Below are 17,313 nucleotides of genomic sequence, written 5' to 3' on the forward strand. Positions count from 1 at the left end.
CTAACATAAAAATGTGGCCGATTCAACGTGGATTGCTTGTGCTACATAGTGGGACAAATGACAGCGCTAACATCGATGTGCGGTATGGGTCTGAGCAAGAAATACCGGCACAATAGGGCACTTAACCCTCCCCATTATGGGGAGGGTTAAGTCGTCCTTTATTACCGCCTACTGCCCCGCCACGACGATGTCCGAGGCCTTGGCCAGATCCGGCAGGCCGACGACCAGCGCATTGCCGGCAACATCCGCCTTCAGCGCCCCGCCGTTCAGAGTCGCCCCCTTCCCGCTCCAGCCATGGACGACGAGCGATATCCCGGTCCACCACGGCTTGTAGCTGCCTTCGCGATCGCTCAGCGCCACATGCAGCGTACCGTTTTCGACACGGCAGCTCACGGTCTGGCGCAGGAACACTCCGCGCGTATAAGCAAAGCTCGTCCCGTCGTCGAAATAGAGCTGCGCGGTGCAGTCCGGCCCCGGATAGACATGCAGCTCAAGCGCGCCCTTCGGCGTTTCCATCGTCGACTGCACCAGGGGCTGCTTGGCGAGGATAGCCCCCGGGCGCACAAAAACCGGCAGGCGTTCCAGCTTCGGCGTTTCCCTGAACGCCGCCTTCACCTTTTCGCCGGTCCAGTAGTCGGTCCAGCCTTCGCCCGGCAGGGTGACGTCATAGGCGGCTGGCGATTCGCCGTTCGGCGCCGGCGCGATCAGCAGGTTCGGCCCCAGCATGAACTGGTCGGCCACGCCGTCATTGGCCACGGCCTTCGGGTACTCCAGGAAGACCGGGCGCATGATCGGCAGACCGGTCCGACTGTTCTCCTCGGCCAGCGAATAGATGTAGGGCAGCAACCGGTAGCGCTCTTCTATATAGTGGCGGCGGATGTTTTCGTGCTCCGGCCCGCTGACCCACGGCTCTTGCGGCTCCTTGCCCTTCTGGTAGTGGTCGCGGAAGATGGGATTGAAGGCGCCCACCTCGATCCACTTGGTCAACAGATCGGCCGACGGCTGCTCCCCGGCGAAGCCGCCGATATCGTCGCCGGCATAGGCGAAGCCCGACAGGCCGAGATTGACCAGTTGCGAGGTCGACAGGCGCAGATGCGCCCAGCTCGACGTATTGTCGCCGGTCCAGGTAGCGGCATAGCGCTGGCCGCCGGCATAGGTGGCGCGCGTCAGCACGAAGGGCCGCGTGTCGGGCGCCAGCTTGCGCACGCCTTCATAGGTCGCCCGGGTGTTCAGCATGCCGAAGACATTGTGCATCTCAGCATGGGTGGCGTCGCGCGGCGCGAAGCCCGGCTCTTCGATGCGGTGCAGGTTGTCAAGCGGCATGGTCTTGGAGCGCGTATTGAAGACCGAAGGCTCGTTCATGTCGTTCCAGAAGCCGTAGACGCCCATGCCGACGAAGGTCTTGTACTGCTGGCCCCACCAATCGCGCGCCTTCGGCCGGCTGAAGTCGGGGAAGACGGCGTCGCCCGGCCACACCGGCCCGACAAAGGTCGAACCGTCGGCCTTGCGCACGAAGAGGTTCTGGGCGGCGCCGCTGTCATAGGGGGCATAACCCTGGTTCGGCGCATAGGCGACGTGCAGGTCGGTGATCAGCACAAGGTGCAGGTTTTCCGCCTTCAGGCCAGACACCAGGCCCGCCAGGTCCGGAAACGCCTTGCTGTCGACGGTGAACGGCCGGTCGCGGTCCTGGTAGTCGATATCCATATAGACGACGTCGGCCGGCAGCTTGTCAGCGCGCAGGTGGTCGCCGATGCCCTTGACCTCACCCTGGGTCAGATACCCCCAGTGCGACTGCTGGAACCCCAATACCCATTCCGGCGTCAACGGCGCCTTGCCGGTCAGGTAGGCATAGTCCTCGACAATGTCCTTGGGGCCGTCGCCCGTCATTATATAATAGTCGACCGGGCCGCCCTCGGCGCCGAAGACGAAGGCGTTGCGTTCGCTCTTGCCCATGTCGAAGAAGCTGCGCCAGGTATTGTCCATGAACAGGCCGAAGCTGTGTCCGCTTTCATCGACGCCCAGCACGAAGGGGATCGACTTGTAGATCGGGTCAGTGGCGACGCCATAGCCGAAGGTGTCGCTGTTCCAGTTGGTGAAGGCGCCGCCGCGGCGATCGAGCGGCCCGGTCTTGTCGCCCAGGCCGAAATAGTGCTCGTCCTCCGGCATGGCCTTGCGTACGCGGAAGCCGCCGTTTTCAAAGCCGAGGGCCTGCCCCGGCGCATCGGCCAGAACGACATGGCCCGCCTTGTCGAGCACGGTGACCGCCAGGGTCGCCTTGTCGACCCTGACCGTGAGTTTATTGTTGGAAATCTCTGCCACGGGGCCGGCGTCGGACACTTCGAACAGGGTGCGCTTGATATCGGCATTGACCGCCCAGGAGGCGTCTTCCGGAAGCGCGCCCTTGCCCGCCCGGACGCGGATGATATCGCCGCGCGGCGCGGTGATCTCCATGCGGACGCCGTCATGGTCGAGCGTATAGTGGTCGACCATCTGAGCGGCGCCCGCGCCGGACGCCAGCAGCAACGCCGCGGCGGCGCATGCGGTCATGAGCAGGGTTTTCATATGTCGTTTCCTCTTACGCCTGGTCGTATATGTTTTGCGCGACCATGCCAGACAACCCGCGGCGAAAGCAACGCCACGCGGCCGGCTGCATACGTATTCCTTTGTGAGCGCTACCGCTTCGAGGCGTCGCGGCGCAGGATCAGCGCGAAAGGCAGCACCACCAGGACGATGTGGCAGAACAGGTTGAAGGCCAGCTTGACATCCCAGACGATCGGCCAGGGATAGGGACGGCCCGCCGCCGACAGCGGCACGACGGCATAGTTCATGACGATATAGAGAAAGAGACCGTAGGCGACGACGGCAACACCCCAATGCCGGCGTGTCCATGGCACCAGGAGGATCATGACATGATAGCCGGCAGCCATGCCGAGCACGATGACATATTCCAGCGCCAGGCCAGCCAGGGCCGTGACATATCCGCCGTCGAACGCCGCCTTGCCGTAAAGGCCGCTGGCGACGACTTGGCAGATCCGCACCGGGCTGATGCCCTTCCAAAGGCCCCACAGCAGAAAATTCGCGCCCATATCGAGCACCGACGCGATCAGCGCCGCCAGTCCAAGCCTGCGGATCATACCCGCCTCCCCTTTATGGTAGGGAAACAGCGTTATTCCGGAAAAGCGTACTGTCAACAGCATGGGCGAAAAAATTGGATGCGTTTCCAATTTTCTGTACCGGCCGCCCTATCGGCGCTACAATCCCGGTCACGGCGTCCCGATTTTTAACGCAAGCCGAATCTTGACGTTTGGTCAAGCCACTTGCGGCGACGTAGCATTTGCACCGTCGGATCCATCATATTTGCCATACAAATTACGCAATTTCCCTATAATCGGGATTAACATTCCTTATATTGTGACAATATAGTTACACAGATCAGACCAATTTGACCAATTCTGCCAAAAGGTCATCTCTCTATGTGGACCGCCGTCACGATTTGCGATAGCCCTGTGTCAACGATGAAACCGCTTCCATAAATAAGGCGGGCCATCACTGTCAGACCAGGGAGCTCATAATGCCATCCACCGCCCATACGGTGCGCGTCGCCGCCTCCGCCAGCCTGCTGGCCATCGCCACGGCCGTCTTCGCCGCCCCGGCCTTCGCCCAAATCGCCGCGCCCGCCGCCAAGTCCGACAGCGACGTGGTCGTCGTCACCGGCTTTCGCAAATCCTACGCCGATGCCGTCAAGACCAAGCGCGACACGCTGGAAATCTCGGACTCGATTTCGTCGGATGGCCTCGGCCGCTTCCCCGACCTCAACGTCGGCGAGGCGATCCAGCGCATCCCCGGCATCCAGATCAACCGCGAAGCCGACTCGCGCAACGCGACGATCAACCTGCGCGGCCTGCCGGGTACGTTTGCCCGCACGACACTGAACGGCATCGCTTTCGCCGATCCGATCCTCAACGGCTCGACGCCGCTCGGCGCCTTCAATTCGGACATCTTCTCGTCGATCACGGTCATCAAGTCGCCGACCGCGGCCGACCAATCGGGCGGGCTGTCGGGCAATATCGACCTGCGCATCGCCCCGGCACTGGGCCGCAAGGACGGCGGCTTCATCAAGGCCTCGACCGAATACGACACCCTGGGCAAGCTTTCGAGCCCGTCGGTCACCTTCGGCGTCAACCACCACTTCTCGCCCGACTTCGCGGTCTTCGGCGTCATCGCCGCCAAGGATGAAAAGTTCCGCCGCGACTCGATCTTCGTCAACACCTACGGCTTCCTGAGCCCGACCCAGGTCGGCAACGGCAAGGCGCCCGGCCTCAACCCGGACTGGGATGCCCTGCAGGCGCAGGCAACCGCCGGCGGCTCGGCCGGCATCCAGTATCCGTCGCAAATGCGCCAGGTCGTGAAGTACAATTCCGGCCACCTGGTGTCCGGCGCCACCGGCTTCGAATGGAAGGTCAGCGACAGCCTGAAGGTCGGCACGACCGCCTTCTATACGCGCCGCAACCTTGAAGACGCGACCAACGACCTGCTCTATGTCGATACGACGGGCGGCCAGCGCGCCAGCGCCACCGGCACCTATCCGTCGTCGACCGCCGCCGGCACGGCGTCGGCGCACCTGACCAATCTGGGGCCGATCTATTTCATCAAGGAGCCGAACGGCACCAACGCCTATATCAACAGGTTCGACTACAGCAACGCCGCCATCACCGACTCGCGGCGGTCGGAGCCGGCGGTCCAGGAGACATGGTCGGTCAATCCCAGCATCGAGTTCAAAAATGAGCTGTGGCGCCTCTCGGGCGTGGCGACGGTTTCGCGCGCCAGCTCGCTGGCCAACCAGATCGAAATCGACATCGTCCAGAACAATTACTCGGTGGCCAACGGCAGCAATAACGGCGTCAATGGCAGCGTCTATACCGGCGGCTCGGACCTGCAGGACTTCGCCATCACACTCAACACGCCGACGGCCAGCCACATCAATCCCGGCCCCTATACGCAGTCGAGCTCGGCCACCCAGCTGACCAACCCGCAGAACAGCCGCTTCGGCCTGACGGGGACGAACGGCCGCGCGCTCAATACACTGAACGCCGTCCAGGCCGATGCCGAACGTTATTTCAAGGACGGTTTCTTCCTGTCGAGCGTGCAGTTCGGCGCCCGCTACGAAGAGGCTGAATATACCTCGTCGGGTTCGCGCAACACCGCCCAGGGCACGATCGGCGCCAACGTCAACACGTCGCTGTCCTCGACCGACCGTTTCGTCAACGACTTCTTCGGCAATACGGCCAAGGGCTACACCCAGAACTGGGTCGCCGCCGACATCCAGAAGACCCTGTCGTCGCTGACCCCGGTCACCTGGACGCTCGACCCGGCGCACGGCGTGTTCCTGACGCCCTACGGCCTGGTCAACAACAGCGGCGACACGAACTTCAGCCTCAACAACTTCTCGAACGGCAACGACATCTCCGCGGCCTACGTGCTGGCCAAGTTCAAGACCGAGATCCTGGGCATCGGTATCCGCGGTTCGGCCGGCGTCCGGTACGAAGATACGAAGAACACGATCGGCTCACTCGACCAGAACCCCGACAAGACCTTCAGCCTTCATACCTACAAGCAGCACTACGACAACACCCTGCCCTCGCTGATCGTCGTCGCCGACCTGACCGACAAGATGGTGCTGCGCCTGGCAGGTTACTCGACCTATGTCCGGCCGCAGCCGCGCGACATCACCCCGACCACCCAGGTCACGGCACCCACGCCCAACGCCGCCAACCCGACCTACACGGTCACGGTCGGCAGCACGGCGCTTAAGCCCTACACGGCGGATTCGCTCGACGCGTCGCTGGAATGGTACAACCGCCCCGGCGGGCTGTTCGCCATCGACGTCTTCCAGAAAAAGGTCGACGGCTATATCGGCAACATCACCGACCTTAATGTGCTGTGCCCAAGCGACGGCCTGATCCACGGCCAGGACTTTGGTTTAGGTCACCTGACCGTCACCGGCGGCAAGTGCGTCAGCGATGTGATGGTCAATACCGCCCCGGCGGGCCAGCCGGCCGTCCTGGCCAATGCCACGGTCAATATCAGCGGCAAGACCAACCTGTCGCCGCTGACCGTCAAGGGCGTCGAGCTGGTGGCCCAGCAGAACCTCGACTTCCTGCCGGGCTTCTGGAAGAATTTCGGCGGCTCGTTCAACTACGCCTATACGACGATCGACGGCAAGGACCAGTCGGGCGCGCCCCTGACCCTGCCCGGCGTGTCGAAGAACAACGTCAACCTGATCGGCTATTACGAGACCAAGACATTCGGCGTCCGCCTCGTCTACAACTGGCGCGACAAGTACGACCTGGCCGCCGGCAACACCTTCGTCGGCGCCGCCCGCACTGTCAAGGCGCGCAGCCAGCTCGACTTCTCGGCCTCGTACAACTTCAATTCGCGCCTCTCGATCGCGCTCGACGGCTTCAACCTGACCGACGCCACCCGCGCCGAATACGAAAACGATCCCATGAAGCCGCGCCGCCTCGATTATGACGGCCGCACCTACCAGGTCACGCTGCGCGCCAGCTTCTGATGATCGCGATGTCTTGAGTTACTCCCCACTGCCGGAGACTGTTTACAGTCTCCGGCGCTTTTTTTGGAACGCCCCATGCGCCTGCCCGTTTTCCTTGCCCTTGCCGGCCTTGTCCTTGCTTCACCCGCCATCGCCGCGCCTGTATGCGATGGCGCCAATGGCTATGCCGCCAGCTTCGACGGGCGGCAAACCTTCCTGTGGCGTCCCGAAGCCCTGGCGCTTTCCAAGGCGCGCATCGCAAAAGACCCGACGCTGCCCGCCTATGTGAAGCTGATGAAGGCGGCCGACGCCGCCATGACCGAGGGGCCGTGGAGCGTCACGGACAAGACACGGATGCCGCCATCCGGCGACCGGCACGACTATATGTCGATCGCCCCCTATTTCTGGCCCGATCCGGCCAAACCCGATGGCCTGCCCTATATCAACCGCGACGGCGAGATAAACCCGGAGCGCGCCACCGAGGCCTTCGACCGCACGCGCCTCGGCGAGATGGCCGACGCCGTTCAGGCCCTGGCCCTCGCCTATTATTTTACCGGCCAACAAAAATATGCCGACCGCGCGGCCCTGGTCCTCAAGACCTGGTTCGTCGATCCGAAAACGCGGATGAAGCCCAATCTCGACTTCGCCCAGGGCGTGCCTGGCAAGGTGTCGGGCCGGTCCTACGGCATCATCGATTCCGCGGAGCTTTTACCCGTCGTCGAGTCGGTCGGCCTTCTTCAGCCGTCGCGCGCCCTGTCGGCCGGCGACGTCGAAGCGCTCCGCAACTGGTTCGGCGATCTTACGACATGGATGACCGACAGCGAAAACGGCCGGACCGAGCGCGCCGCCGCGAACAACCACGCCATCTGGTACGACCTCGAGCTATCGGAATTCGCGCTGTTCGCCGGCAAGACCGAACTGGCGCGCTCGGTCATTGCAGCCTTCGCCGACCGGCGCATCAAACCGCAGTTCACCGCCGGCGGCAGCCTGCCGCAGGAGCTGAAGCGCACGCGGTCGTTCCACTATTCGACCTGGACCCTGCAGGCAACCTATGACGTGGCTGGCCTCGGCGAATGCGTTGGCGTCGACCTGTGGTCGTGGCAGGACGCCGACGGCAAGGGATTAAAGGCGTCGACGCGCTTTATCGCCACCTATGCCGGCCATGAGAAGGACTGGACGTGGCAGGAGATCAGCATGAACACCCAGGACCTCTACGATGCCCTGCTGCGCGCCGCCTGGGGATACCGCGACCCCACCGTCACCTCCCACGTCATCGCCAAAAGTGATGCAAGAACGACACTGGTCTATCCACTTTTGCCGTAACAGGTCAGAACGCGTCAAAAACACGATTATGTCGCGATTGACAACACAACTAAAGAATCGTACTGAATTGGAAGCGCTCCCAATTGTATCAGCGACGTGATTCCTGTCGTCGGTAGGGTTCGGGGGATGCAGATAAGTACACAAAAACCAGGGAGCCTATGCGGATTTACCGCCAGACATCCACCGCGACTCCGCCCGGAATCGTGCCGGCCTTCTGACGACAAAATTCTCGTAAATCTCTGAAAAATAAACAATTCGTCCTGGAACACAAAAGACAAAACGTTGCGTAGGGGCGCCGGGGAGTTCAGCCGGCCGCCTATTGCATGACACGGTCTCATTGGGAGGGCCTTATGGCATTACGAAGTGGTAAAATAACTCTGCGGTCCGCATTCTTGTGCGGCGCTTCCATGGTTGCGCTGGGCGCCAGCGCCATGGCCGCCGACGCACAAACGGCGGCGCCGTCGAAGTCCGACACGGACGTCGTCGTCGTCACCGGCATCCGCGGCTCGCTGCAAAAGTCGATGAACCTGAAGCGCAAGGCGGACGGCGTCGTCGACTCGATCAACTCGGAAGATATCGGCAAGTATCCGGACACCAACCTGGCGGAATCCGTCCAGCGCATCCCGGGCGTCTCGATCAGCCGCGTCAACGGCCAGGGCGAGAAGGTCACGGTCCGTGGCTTTGGTCCGCAGTACAACCTGGTGACGCTCAACGGCCGCACCATGCCGACCGCCAGCGTCGAAGCCGTCGGCGGCGACGCCTCGGGCGACGGCGTGACCGGTAAGGACCGTTCGTTCGATTTCTCCCAGATCGCCTCGGACGGCATCAGCGGCTTCGATGTCTACAAGACCGGCAAGGCCAATATCGCCTCGGGCGGTATCGGCGCCACGCTAAACGTCCGCACACTGCGTCCGCTCGACCAGAAGCCCGGCTCGAACGGCAGCATCTCGGTCAAGGGCCTGTATGACGGCGGCGTCCAGCTGAAGAACAAGTCGACCGGCGAAATCTCGGGCGTCTATAACTTCGTCAACGACAATCACAACTTCGGCGTGTCGCTCTTCGGTTCGCATTCCGAGTCGAACGTCGCCACCCGCGAAGAAAGCGTCAACGGCTGGAACCGCGACACCGGCGCCCAGTTCCTCAACCCGTCGAACGGCCGCGTCACGGCCGGCACGCAGATCACCGGCACGCCGGCTGCGACCGACTATGTCATGTTCCCGAACGACAACCGGACGGACTATGCTGAAACGAACTACAAGCGCGACAACGTCTCGGCCGTGGCGCAATGGCGTCCGTCCGAAAACCTGACCTTCACGCTCGACGGCCTGTACGCCGACACCAAGGAAAGCGAAGCGCGTTCGGACCAGTCGAACTGGTTCAACCGCCCGTTCAACCAGGTGATCTTCGACGGCGCCAAGCCCAACTCGACCGCGGTGTTCCTGCAGGAAAACATCAACGGCACGAAGGACATGAGCTTCGAAAACCAGCAGCGCGGCGTTGAAAACAAGCTGACCGACATCGGCTTCAATGCCAAGTGGCGGGCGACCGACAAGCTGACCCTGACCCTCGACGTCCACTCGGGCAAGAGCGAGTCGCTGCCGGGCAATCCGAACGGCACGACCTCGACGACCGCCGGCGCTGCCGCCAAGGTCATCGCGGCCCACTCGCTGGACTTCAGCACGGGCTATCCGGTCCAAAGCTATACGATGAACGACTCGATCTCGGGCAACGGCAACGGCGTCCTCGATATCGGCGACCTCGGCACCCAGCCGGCCCGGACCTTCACGGCCAGCCAGACCGACAAGCTCGACGAAGCCCGCTTCGACGGCTCGTACGCGGTCGACGACCAGAGCCACTTCGACTTCGGTGTCGGCTGGCGCCGGTCGCTGCTCAAGGAAGCCGATTCCAGCACCGTCGACACCCTCGGCGACTGGGGCGTGGGCCATCCGGGCGACGTCGCCCAGTATGCGCCGGGCATCGTGCATCAATACTGCCTGTCGTGCCTGTTCAAGGACATCCCGGCCGGCCAGACGCAGATCGCCTTCCGCGACAACGCCATCGACCTGTATAACGCGATGGTGGCGGCCTACGCCAACCCCGCCAATACCGGCCTCGGCGGCGTGAAGACTCCGCAGAACCAGGGCAGCAACTTCAACCAGGTGCAGGAAGATATCAGCTCGGCCTACCTTCAGTTCGCCATGAAGCCGACCTTCCTCGGACATGACGCCAAGCTGCTGACCGGCATCCGCTTCGAACGCACCGACGTCAAGGTCCTGGCCAGCCAGCTCCTGCCGACCGCGATCGTGTGGACGGCCAACAACGACTTCCTGGGCCAGACGGGCACCACGCCGCAAAGCATCCAGGCGACGTCGAGCTATTCGAACCTGCTGCCGAACCTCGACTTCGAGGTCAACCTGACCGACGACATGGTCAGCCGCATCTCGTACAGCAAGACGATCGCGCGTCCGGGCTTCGGCGACATGTTCCTGACCACCAGCGTCGGCGGTCCGGGCCGCCCCACCTATTTCGGCGTCAACCCGTCGGCCGGCCAGGGCAACCCCTCGCTCAAGCCGCTCGAGTCGGACAACTTCGACGTTTCGTGGGAGTGGTACTACAAGAAGGACAGCTACATCTCGATCGGCTACTATGCCAAGGATGTCAGCAACTTCGTGGGTTCGGGCGTCGTGACCAAGAACCTGTTCGGCCTGCGTGACCCGACCTCGGGCGCCGCCGGTTCGCGTTCGGGCAGCGCCATCACGGCGTTGACCGGCATCGGCCAGGGCATCACCGACGACACCCTGTTCACCATGGTCGCCCTGATCGACAAGAACGCCGGCAACGTCGCCGCCGCCACCAACGAGTACCAGAGCCATCTGGTCGGTGGCCAGCTGACCCAGGCCTATATCGACCAGATCAACGGCGCCTACGACGTGACGGCGAATGCCAACGATCCGTTGTTCAACTTCGACGTCAACACGCCGGTCAACAGCAAGCAGGCCAAGATTCACGGCTTCGAACTGCAAGGCCAGCACTTCTTCGGTGACACCGGCTTCGGTATCGCCGCCAGCTACACCACGGTCGACGGCGACGTCCGGTTCGACGAAGCCGCCTCCTCGGACATCGATCAGTTCGCGGTGCTGGGTCTGTCGAACACCTATAATATCACGGCGATCTACGACAAGGGTGCCTGGTCCGGCCGCCTGGCCTACAACTGGCGGGACAAGTACCTGAAGTCGACCAACCGTGACGGCGCCGCCCGGAACCCGACCTTCGTCGCGCCGTTCGGTCAGATGGACCTGGTCATCAACTACCAGGTCACGCCGCAGGTGCAGATCACCTTCGAAGGTCTCAACCTCAACCACGAGACCTACAAGGAATATGCCCGGGCGACGAACGAGATCTACTTCGCCCAGGAACTGGATTCACGCTACCAACTGGGCGTGCGGTACAAGTTCTGATAGTCTCGTAGTCAAACTATAGCTGCGTTGTGAGGGCCGCGGGCTTCTGCCTTCGGCCCTCACTCCGTTACCGGGAAAACGGAAAGCTCATGAATAAAATCGTCGTCCTCAACAATGTCGATCACCACGACGTGCGGCTGAAGCGGCTGCGTGGCGCGGGCAACGGCGAGACCGTCAACCAGGTCCGCGTCTTCCCCCCGGAATTTCGCGACCTGCAGCGCGAATACCCGATCTTTTTCCGCCGCGACGACAACGGTTATCACGCCGTCGCCATCCTCGGCCTCGACCCGCACGAGAACCTGTATCTCGAAGGTGAAGGCGAAACGGCCCGCTGGGAGGCGCGCTATGTGCCGGCCATCCTGGAGCGCGGCCCGTTCTCGATCGGGCTGGGTGACGGCGGCCAAAGCCATATGATCATGGTCGATCTTGACCACCCCTGGGTCGGCCGCAAGGACGGCGAACCCCTGTTCCTCGACCACGGCGGCAACGCTCCGGGTCTCGACCAGGCGGCCGCGACCCTGCGCACCCTCCACGCCGGTGTCGAGGTCGAACAGGCGATGTTCGCCGCCTTCGAACAGGCCGGCCTGATCGCCTATCTCGACCTCGACATTCGCCTCGACGAGTCGACCGAATACAAGCTGCCGGAACTCTATACGATCCGCACCGACACCCTGAGGACGCTCGACGGCACGACCCTGGCCAGCCTAAATGCCTCGGGATTCCTGGACCTGGCGATCCACGTCGTGTCGTCACACGACAATCTCAACCGGCTGATCGAGATGAAGAACCGGCGGCGCGTGGTGCTATGAAGCCGGTGCGCTCCCTGGTCATCGTCGGCGGCGGCACGGCCGGGTGGATGACAGCCGGCGTGCTGGCCGCGCGCTTCCGGCCGCGCGATGCGGACGGCCTGTCGGTCACCCTGGTCGAGTCGCCCACGATCGCAGCGATCGGCGTCGGCGAAGGCACCTGGCCCAGCATGCGCGAGACGCTGCAGGCCATGGGGATTTCCGAGCTCGACTTCCTGGTGCAGTGCGACGCGACCTTCAAGCAGGCGTCGAAGTTCCAGGACTGGCTCAGGCCCGGCCACAGCTATTACCACCCCTTCACGGCGCCCCGCCGGTTCGAGGAGATCAGCCTGGCCGACGACTGGCTGGCCGGCGGCCGTGACCTCGACTTCGCCGACTTCGTCAGCTTCCAGCCGGCCCTGTGCGAACAGGACCGCGCGCCCAAGACCCTGGGAACGCCGGAATACCAGCCGGTCGCCAACTACGCCTACCATCTCGACGCCGTGAAGTTCGCGGACTTTTTGAAACACCACTGCGTCGAAAAGCTGGGGGTCCGCCACGTCGTCGCCGATGTCGAGGGCGTGCAATCCGATGAAGACGGCTATGTGACGGGCGTGCGGCTGGCCGGGGGTGAAACGCTGGGCGGTGACCTGTTCGTCGATTGCACCGGCATGGGGTCCCTGCTGGTCGGCAGGCATTTCGGCTCCGGCCTGACCGACGTGAAGGACCAGCTGTTCGTCGATACCGCCCTTGCCATCCAGGTCCCTTACGACACGCCGGCCGCCCCCATCCGCTCTGCGACCCTGTCGACCGCGCAGTCCGCCGGCTGGATCTGGGATATCGGCCTGCACGCCCGGCGCGGCACCGGCTATGTCTATTCCAGCGCCTTTGCCAGCGAAGACGAGGCGCGCGCCACGCTTTCGGCCTATCTCGGCGACGGCAGGGCCGGTGAAAATGCCCGCCGCATCGCCATCAACGCCGGCTACCGCAAGACACCGTGGGTCAGGAACTGCGTCGCCATCGGCCTGTCCATGGGCTTCGTCGAACCGCTTGAAGCCTCATCGATCGTCATGATCGAGCTGGCAGCCAAGGCGCTGGCCGACCGCATGCCGGCCTCGCGCGCCGACATGGACGTGCTGGCGCCGCGCTTCAACGCGGCCTTTGCCGGGCGATGGGCGGCGATCGTCGACTTTCTCAAGCTGCATTACAGCCTGAGCCAGCGCGACGAGCCTTTCTGGGTCGCCAACCGCCAGCCGGAAACCCTGTCCGGCACCTTGCGCGACCTGTTGCAGCTGTGGGCGACACGCACGCCGGGCATCGAGGACTTTCCGCACCGCGCGGAAATTTTTCCCGCCGCCAGCTATCAATACGTCCTCTACGGCATGGCGTTCGACACCCGGGTTCCGGCCTGGCGCACCTTCGGCGCGGACCGGCGGCGCCACGACCTGGCCCGGCAGGAAGTCGAGCGCGCCCGCACCTCGGCCGCCCAGTTGCCGGCCAACCGCGCCTTCCTGCAAACCCTGCTGGCCCGGCATCCGGCGATGGCGTGACAAGTCGCAAAAAATCGGCACAATCTGGTCAGGCCACCTGTTGTTTCTGTTGACTCTTCAAGCGCTGCACGCCATAAAGAGACAGATGATGGAAGCGCTTCCATTGTCGCGTTACCCCGCTCTGGCTTGAGCGGCGTTCTTCCCAACTTCATGATCTTCCATGATCCCGGCCGGTTTTCTCCCTGGAGAACCGGCTTCTTTTTTGCGCGCGCCATGCGGCGCCTGAGCTGAAAAAACCCGCGGTCAGCCCTCATGACCGCGGGTAAGCTATTGCAATCATTTGCGAACTGCCGTCATTATACGAAAATTGTTTCGAGGGTTAAAACCAGGTGGGATCGGGGAAGCCTACAATCGACGATGTGGCGGCGCTGGCAGGGGTAGCGCGGGTCACGGTTTCGCGCGTGCTCAACGGCGGGCCGAACGTCAGCGACAAGGTACGGCAGGCCGTGCTGGCCGCCGTCGAAAAGCTGCAATACAAGGTCAACATGCAGGCGCGCTCGCTGGCGGGCGGCAAGAGCCGCGTGCTGGGGCTGATCTATTCGTCCGATGTCGAGAACGAACCGAACTCGTTCTATTACGCCGGTATCGAGCTTGGCGCGCTCAGGGCGTGCGGCCAGGTCGGCTTCCAGCTGGGCACGCACGCCGTCAACCAGCATTCGCTGCGCAAGGCCGAGACGGTCATGGAGCTTATCCGCTCGCGGCGCTATGACGGCCTGATCCTGACCCCGCCCTTTTCCGACGACGCCGAGCTTCTGGAAAAGATAAAGGCCGCGCGCTTTCCCGTGGTAGCGCTATCGGCGGGCCGGCCGGCGCAACAGATCATCCCCAGCGTCAGCATAGACGACGAGGCCGCGGGCTTTGAACTGACCCGCTACCTACTGTCGCTCGGCCATCGCAACTTCGCCTTCATCAAGGGCCTCGAAGGGCACGTTTCGGCCGAGGACCGCTTTGCCGGCTTCGTCCGGGCGCTCGACCAGGGTGGACTGGACCCAGCGGCGGCGCGCGTCGAGCGCGGCAGCTTCACCTTCCGCTCGGGCACCGATATCGCCGTGAAGATTCTCGGCACGCCGGGCCATCCGACCGCCATCATCTGCGCCAACGACGACATGGCCGTGGGCGCCCTGTTCGCCGCGCACAAGATGGGCTTCAGCCTGCCGCGCGACCTCTCGGTCGTCGGTTTCGACGACACGCCCGTGTCGGAAATCATCTGGCCGCCGCTGACCACCATCCACCAACCGCTCAAGACCATGGGCGCGCGGGCCGCCGAAATCCTGTTCGATATCGTCGGCGGTGAGCCGCCGCCCGTATCGGACAGCGGCCTTGTCACCCTGGTGCCGCACCGCCTCGTCATCCGCGAGTCGGCGACAACACCGAACGCCTGATCAGTTTCCTTTGTAGGTCACTGGTAGGGTCCGCGCGGCCAGCGTCAGCGATACCGTATCCTTGATGTCGCGCGACGAGGCGCCGAGCGAGACGGCGTATTTGCCGCCCTTGATCACCCAGCCCTTGTTATAGGTCGCCAGCAGGCGCGGATCGACCGTCACGCTGACATGGCGGGCGGCGCCGGGGGCCAGGGCCACCTTGGCAAAACCCGCCAGGCGCTTCGGCGCTTCCCAGCCGGCAAAATCGCCGTCCGGACCGACATAGACCTGCGGTGTGGCGCTGCCGGCGCGGCCGCCGACATTCTTGACGTCGAAGCTGACCGTGACCTTGCCTTTGGCGTTGGCGACCTTGAGGCCTGAATAGGCGAACTGCGTGTAGCTCAGGCCATGGCCGAACGGGAACAGAGGCTTCAGGCCTTTTTTGTCGAACCACTTGTATCCCACGGCCGCGCCTTCGTCGTAGGTGACGTCGAACAAGGCCTTGGGATTGCCGTTGTTGTCGGACAGCGCCGGGTGCGGAAGCTGGTCGAGCGATGCCGGGAAGGTCGCCGGCAGGCGGCCCGTCGCGTCGATTTCGCCGAACAGGACGCGGGCGATCGCCTCGCCGCCTTCGGTGCCGGGATACCAGGCCTCGAGGATGGCCGGCGTCTTGTCGGCCCACGGCATCAGCACCGGTCCGCCCGTTTCCAGTACCACGACCGTCTTCGGATTGGCCGCCGCAACGGCCGAAATCGTGGCGTCCTGGTTGTCCGGCAGGGTCACGGAGAAGTCGAGATCCTCACCGGTCCACTGGTTGGCGAAGACGACGACCATGTCGCTGCCGGCAGCCAGTTTCGCCGCGCGCACCGGATCGGTGCCGTCGTCATAGACGATCTTCGCGTCGGGGATGCGTTTGGCGATCGCCTTGAGCGGCGAGCTGGGGTGATAATAGACCGGCCCCGGAAAGCCGGGATCGCCGAGACCCGGCACGGCATTGCCACCGACGCCGTGGACCTGCGACGAGCCGCCGCCCGACAGCACGCCGACATCGGCGTGGCTGCCGATGATGGCCACGGTCTCGGCGGTCCTGATGAGCGGCAGGACATTGCCGTCGTTCTTCAGCAGTACCATGCCGGCTTCGGCGTCGGCCTGCGTGACCTTGGCATGGGCGGCGAGATCGATCGGCTTGTCGGCCACTTCGGGCGAATCCATCAGGCCTGTGGCGAACAGGCTGCGCAGGATTCGGCGCACCATGTCGTCGAGGCGGGCTGTCTTGACTTCGCCCCTGGCGATCGCCGCGGCCAGGGGCTCCTTGAAGAAGGGCTGGCTGTCGAAGGAATGACCGGCCGATTCCTGGTCGAGGCCGGCATTGGCGGCCTTGGCGGTCGAATAGACGGCGCCCCAGTCCGACATGACATAGCCCTTGTAGCCCCAGTCGGTCTTCAGCACGTCGTTGAGCAGCCACTTGTTTTCACAGGCATAATCGTCATTGACCCGGTTATAGGCGCACATGACCGAACCGGGCTTGCTCTTTTCGATGGCGATCTGGAAGGCCAGCAGGTCCGAGGTCATGGCGGCGTTTTCGCCGATGTTCGAACTGACGAAGTGGCGGCCGGTTTCCTGGGCGTTGAGCGCATAGTGCTTGATCGTCGAAATGACGTGGTTCGACTGGATGCCGTTGATCTGGGCGGCGACCATGTTGGCGGCCAGCCAGGGATCTTCGCCGGCATATTCGAAGTTGCGGCCGTTGCGCGGCTCGCGCAGCAGATTGACGCCACCGGCCAGCATGACATTGAAACCGGAATCGCGCGCCTCGGAACCGATCATCGCCCCGCCCTTATAGGCCAGGTCCGGATCCCAGGTGGCCGCCGTGGCAATACCCGACGGCAGCGAGGTGCGTTCACGCCAATGGTCGGCATCGTGCTGGGTGGCGACGCCGATCCCGGCATCGGTCTCGTATTGCGCGGGAATGCCCAGGCGCGCGATGCCCGGCACATAGCCCGCCGACGACCAGCGCGATTCGGGCGGACGCGTGTATTTGTCCTTCATGTCGGCGCCGAAATAGCCGAAGACGAGGGTCAGCTTCTCCTCACGCGTCATCGCTTTCAGCAAAAGGTCGGCGCGCGCATCGGCGCCCAAGCTTTTGTTGCTCCACGCGGAATGATCCTGCGCGGCGCGGGCCAAAACCGGCATTGATATGGAAGCGCTTCCAATAACGACTGCGGACAATACAGCCGCGATGGCGAGTTTCGACGGTGTGACCATTGTTGGCATCCCTGCGGTTAC

Annotated in this window: 9 protein-coding genes; 6 read left to right on the forward strand and 3 right to left on the reverse strand. The window is 63.5% G+C overall.

All coding sequences use genetic code 11. The annotated features are described in order from the left end of the window. Positions 1-168 precede the first annotated feature (168 nt). Together AB8717_RS21055 and AB8717_RS21060 are read right to left on the reverse strand one after the other, a co-directional pair. Positions 169-2,562 (reverse strand): glycoside hydrolase family 31 protein, encoded by a 2,394-nt coding sequence (locus tag AB8717_RS21055; protein ID WP_443750999.1) that lies wholly within the window; start codon positions 2,560-2,562, stop codon positions 169-171. Between the two features lie 110 nt (positions 2,563-2,672). After that, positions 2,673-3,134 (reverse strand): hypothetical protein, encoded by a 462-nt coding sequence (locus AB8717_RS21060; RefSeq protein WP_443751000.1) that lies wholly within the window; start codon positions 3,132-3,134, stop codon positions 2,673-2,675. A 437-nt stretch (positions 3,135-3,571) separates the two neighbouring features. On the opposite strand from AB8717_RS21060, the gene AB8717_RS21065 reads away from it, so the two are divergent. The 6 genes from AB8717_RS21065 (at position 3,572) to AB8717_RS21090 (ending at position 15,048) form a co-directional block, all read left to right on the forward strand. Beyond that, on the forward strand, positions 3,572-6,571 hold the full coding sequence (locus AB8717_RS21065) for a TonB-dependent receptor (RefSeq protein ID WP_443751001.1): 3,000 nt from the start codon (positions 3,572-3,574) through the stop codon (positions 6,569-6,571). A gap of 75 nt (positions 6,572-6,646) precedes the next feature. Further along, on the forward strand, positions 6,647-7,873 hold the full coding sequence (locus AB8717_RS21070; RefSeq protein ID WP_443751002.1) for an alginate lyase family protein: 1,227 nt from the start codon (positions 6,647-6,649) through the stop codon (positions 7,871-7,873). 407 nt (positions 7,874-8,280) lie between these two features. Then, complete coding sequence (locus tag AB8717_RS21075) at positions 8,281-11,331, forward strand: TonB-dependent receptor (protein ID WP_443751003.1); 3,051 nt, start codon at positions 8,281-8,283, stop codon at positions 11,329-11,331. Positions 11,332-11,420: 89 nt separating this feature from the next. Then, a complete protein-coding gene (locus tag AB8717_RS21080; protein WP_443751004.1) occupies positions 11,421-12,140 on the forward strand; it encodes a SapC family protein in 720 nt (239 codons plus the stop codon). Beyond that, on the forward strand, positions 12,137-13,666 hold the full coding sequence (locus AB8717_RS21085; protein WP_443751005.1) for a tryptophan halogenase family protein: 1,530 nt from the start codon (positions 12,137-12,139) through the stop codon (positions 13,664-13,666). Before AB8717_RS21080 ends, AB8717_RS21085 begins: the two co-directional genes overlap by 4 nt. 329 nt (positions 13,667-13,995) lie before the next feature. Further along, positions 13,996-15,048 (forward strand): LacI family DNA-binding transcriptional regulator, encoded by a 1,053-nt coding sequence (locus tag AB8717_RS21090; RefSeq protein ID WP_443751006.1) that lies wholly within the window; start codon positions 13,996-13,998, stop codon positions 15,046-15,048. Here AB8717_RS21090 and AB8717_RS21095 read toward each other — a convergent pair whose 3' ends face one another. Then, positions 15,049-17,292: a beta-glucosidase gene (locus AB8717_RS21095; protein ID WP_443751007.1), complete on the reverse strand. Its 2,244-nt coding sequence runs from the start codon at positions 17,290-17,292 to the stop codon at positions 15,049-15,051. Positions 17,293-17,313: the final 21 nt, after the last annotated feature.

This window comes from Asticcacaulis solisilvae, assembly GCF_052327315.1.
Lineage (GTDB): Bacteria > Pseudomonadota > Alphaproteobacteria > Caulobacterales > Caulobacteraceae > Asticcacaulis > Asticcacaulis solisilvae_B.

Coding starts and splice junctions, on each gene's coding strand:
- AB8717_RS21055 (WP_443750999.1), bottom strand. CDS start 2,562: ATGAAAACCCTGCTCATGACCGCATGCGCCGCCGCGGCGTTGCTGCTG.
- AB8717_RS21060 (WP_443751000.1), bottom strand. CDS start 3,134: ATGATCCGCAGGCTTGGACTGGCGGCGCTGATCGCGTCGGTGCTCGAT.
- AB8717_RS21065 (WP_443751001.1), top strand. CDS start 3,572: ATGCCATCCACCGCCCATACGGTGCGCGTCGCCGCCTCCGCCAGCCTG.
- AB8717_RS21070 (WP_443751002.1), top strand. CDS start 6,647: ATGCGCCTGCCCGTTTTCCTTGCCCTTGCCGGCCTTGTCCTTGCTTCA.
- AB8717_RS21075 (WP_443751003.1), top strand. CDS start 8,281: ATGGTTGCGCTGGGCGCCAGCGCCATGGCCGCCGACGCACAAACGGCG.
- AB8717_RS21080 (WP_443751004.1), top strand. CDS start 11,421: ATGAATAAAATCGTCGTCCTCAACAATGTCGATCACCACGACGTGCGG.
- AB8717_RS21085 (WP_443751005.1), top strand. CDS start 12,137: ATGAAGCCGGTGCGCTCCCTGGTCATCGTCGGCGGCGGCACGGCCGGG.
- AB8717_RS21095 (WP_443751007.1), bottom strand. CDS start 17,292: ATGGTCACACCGTCGAAACTCGCCATCGCGGCTGTATTGTCCGCAGTC.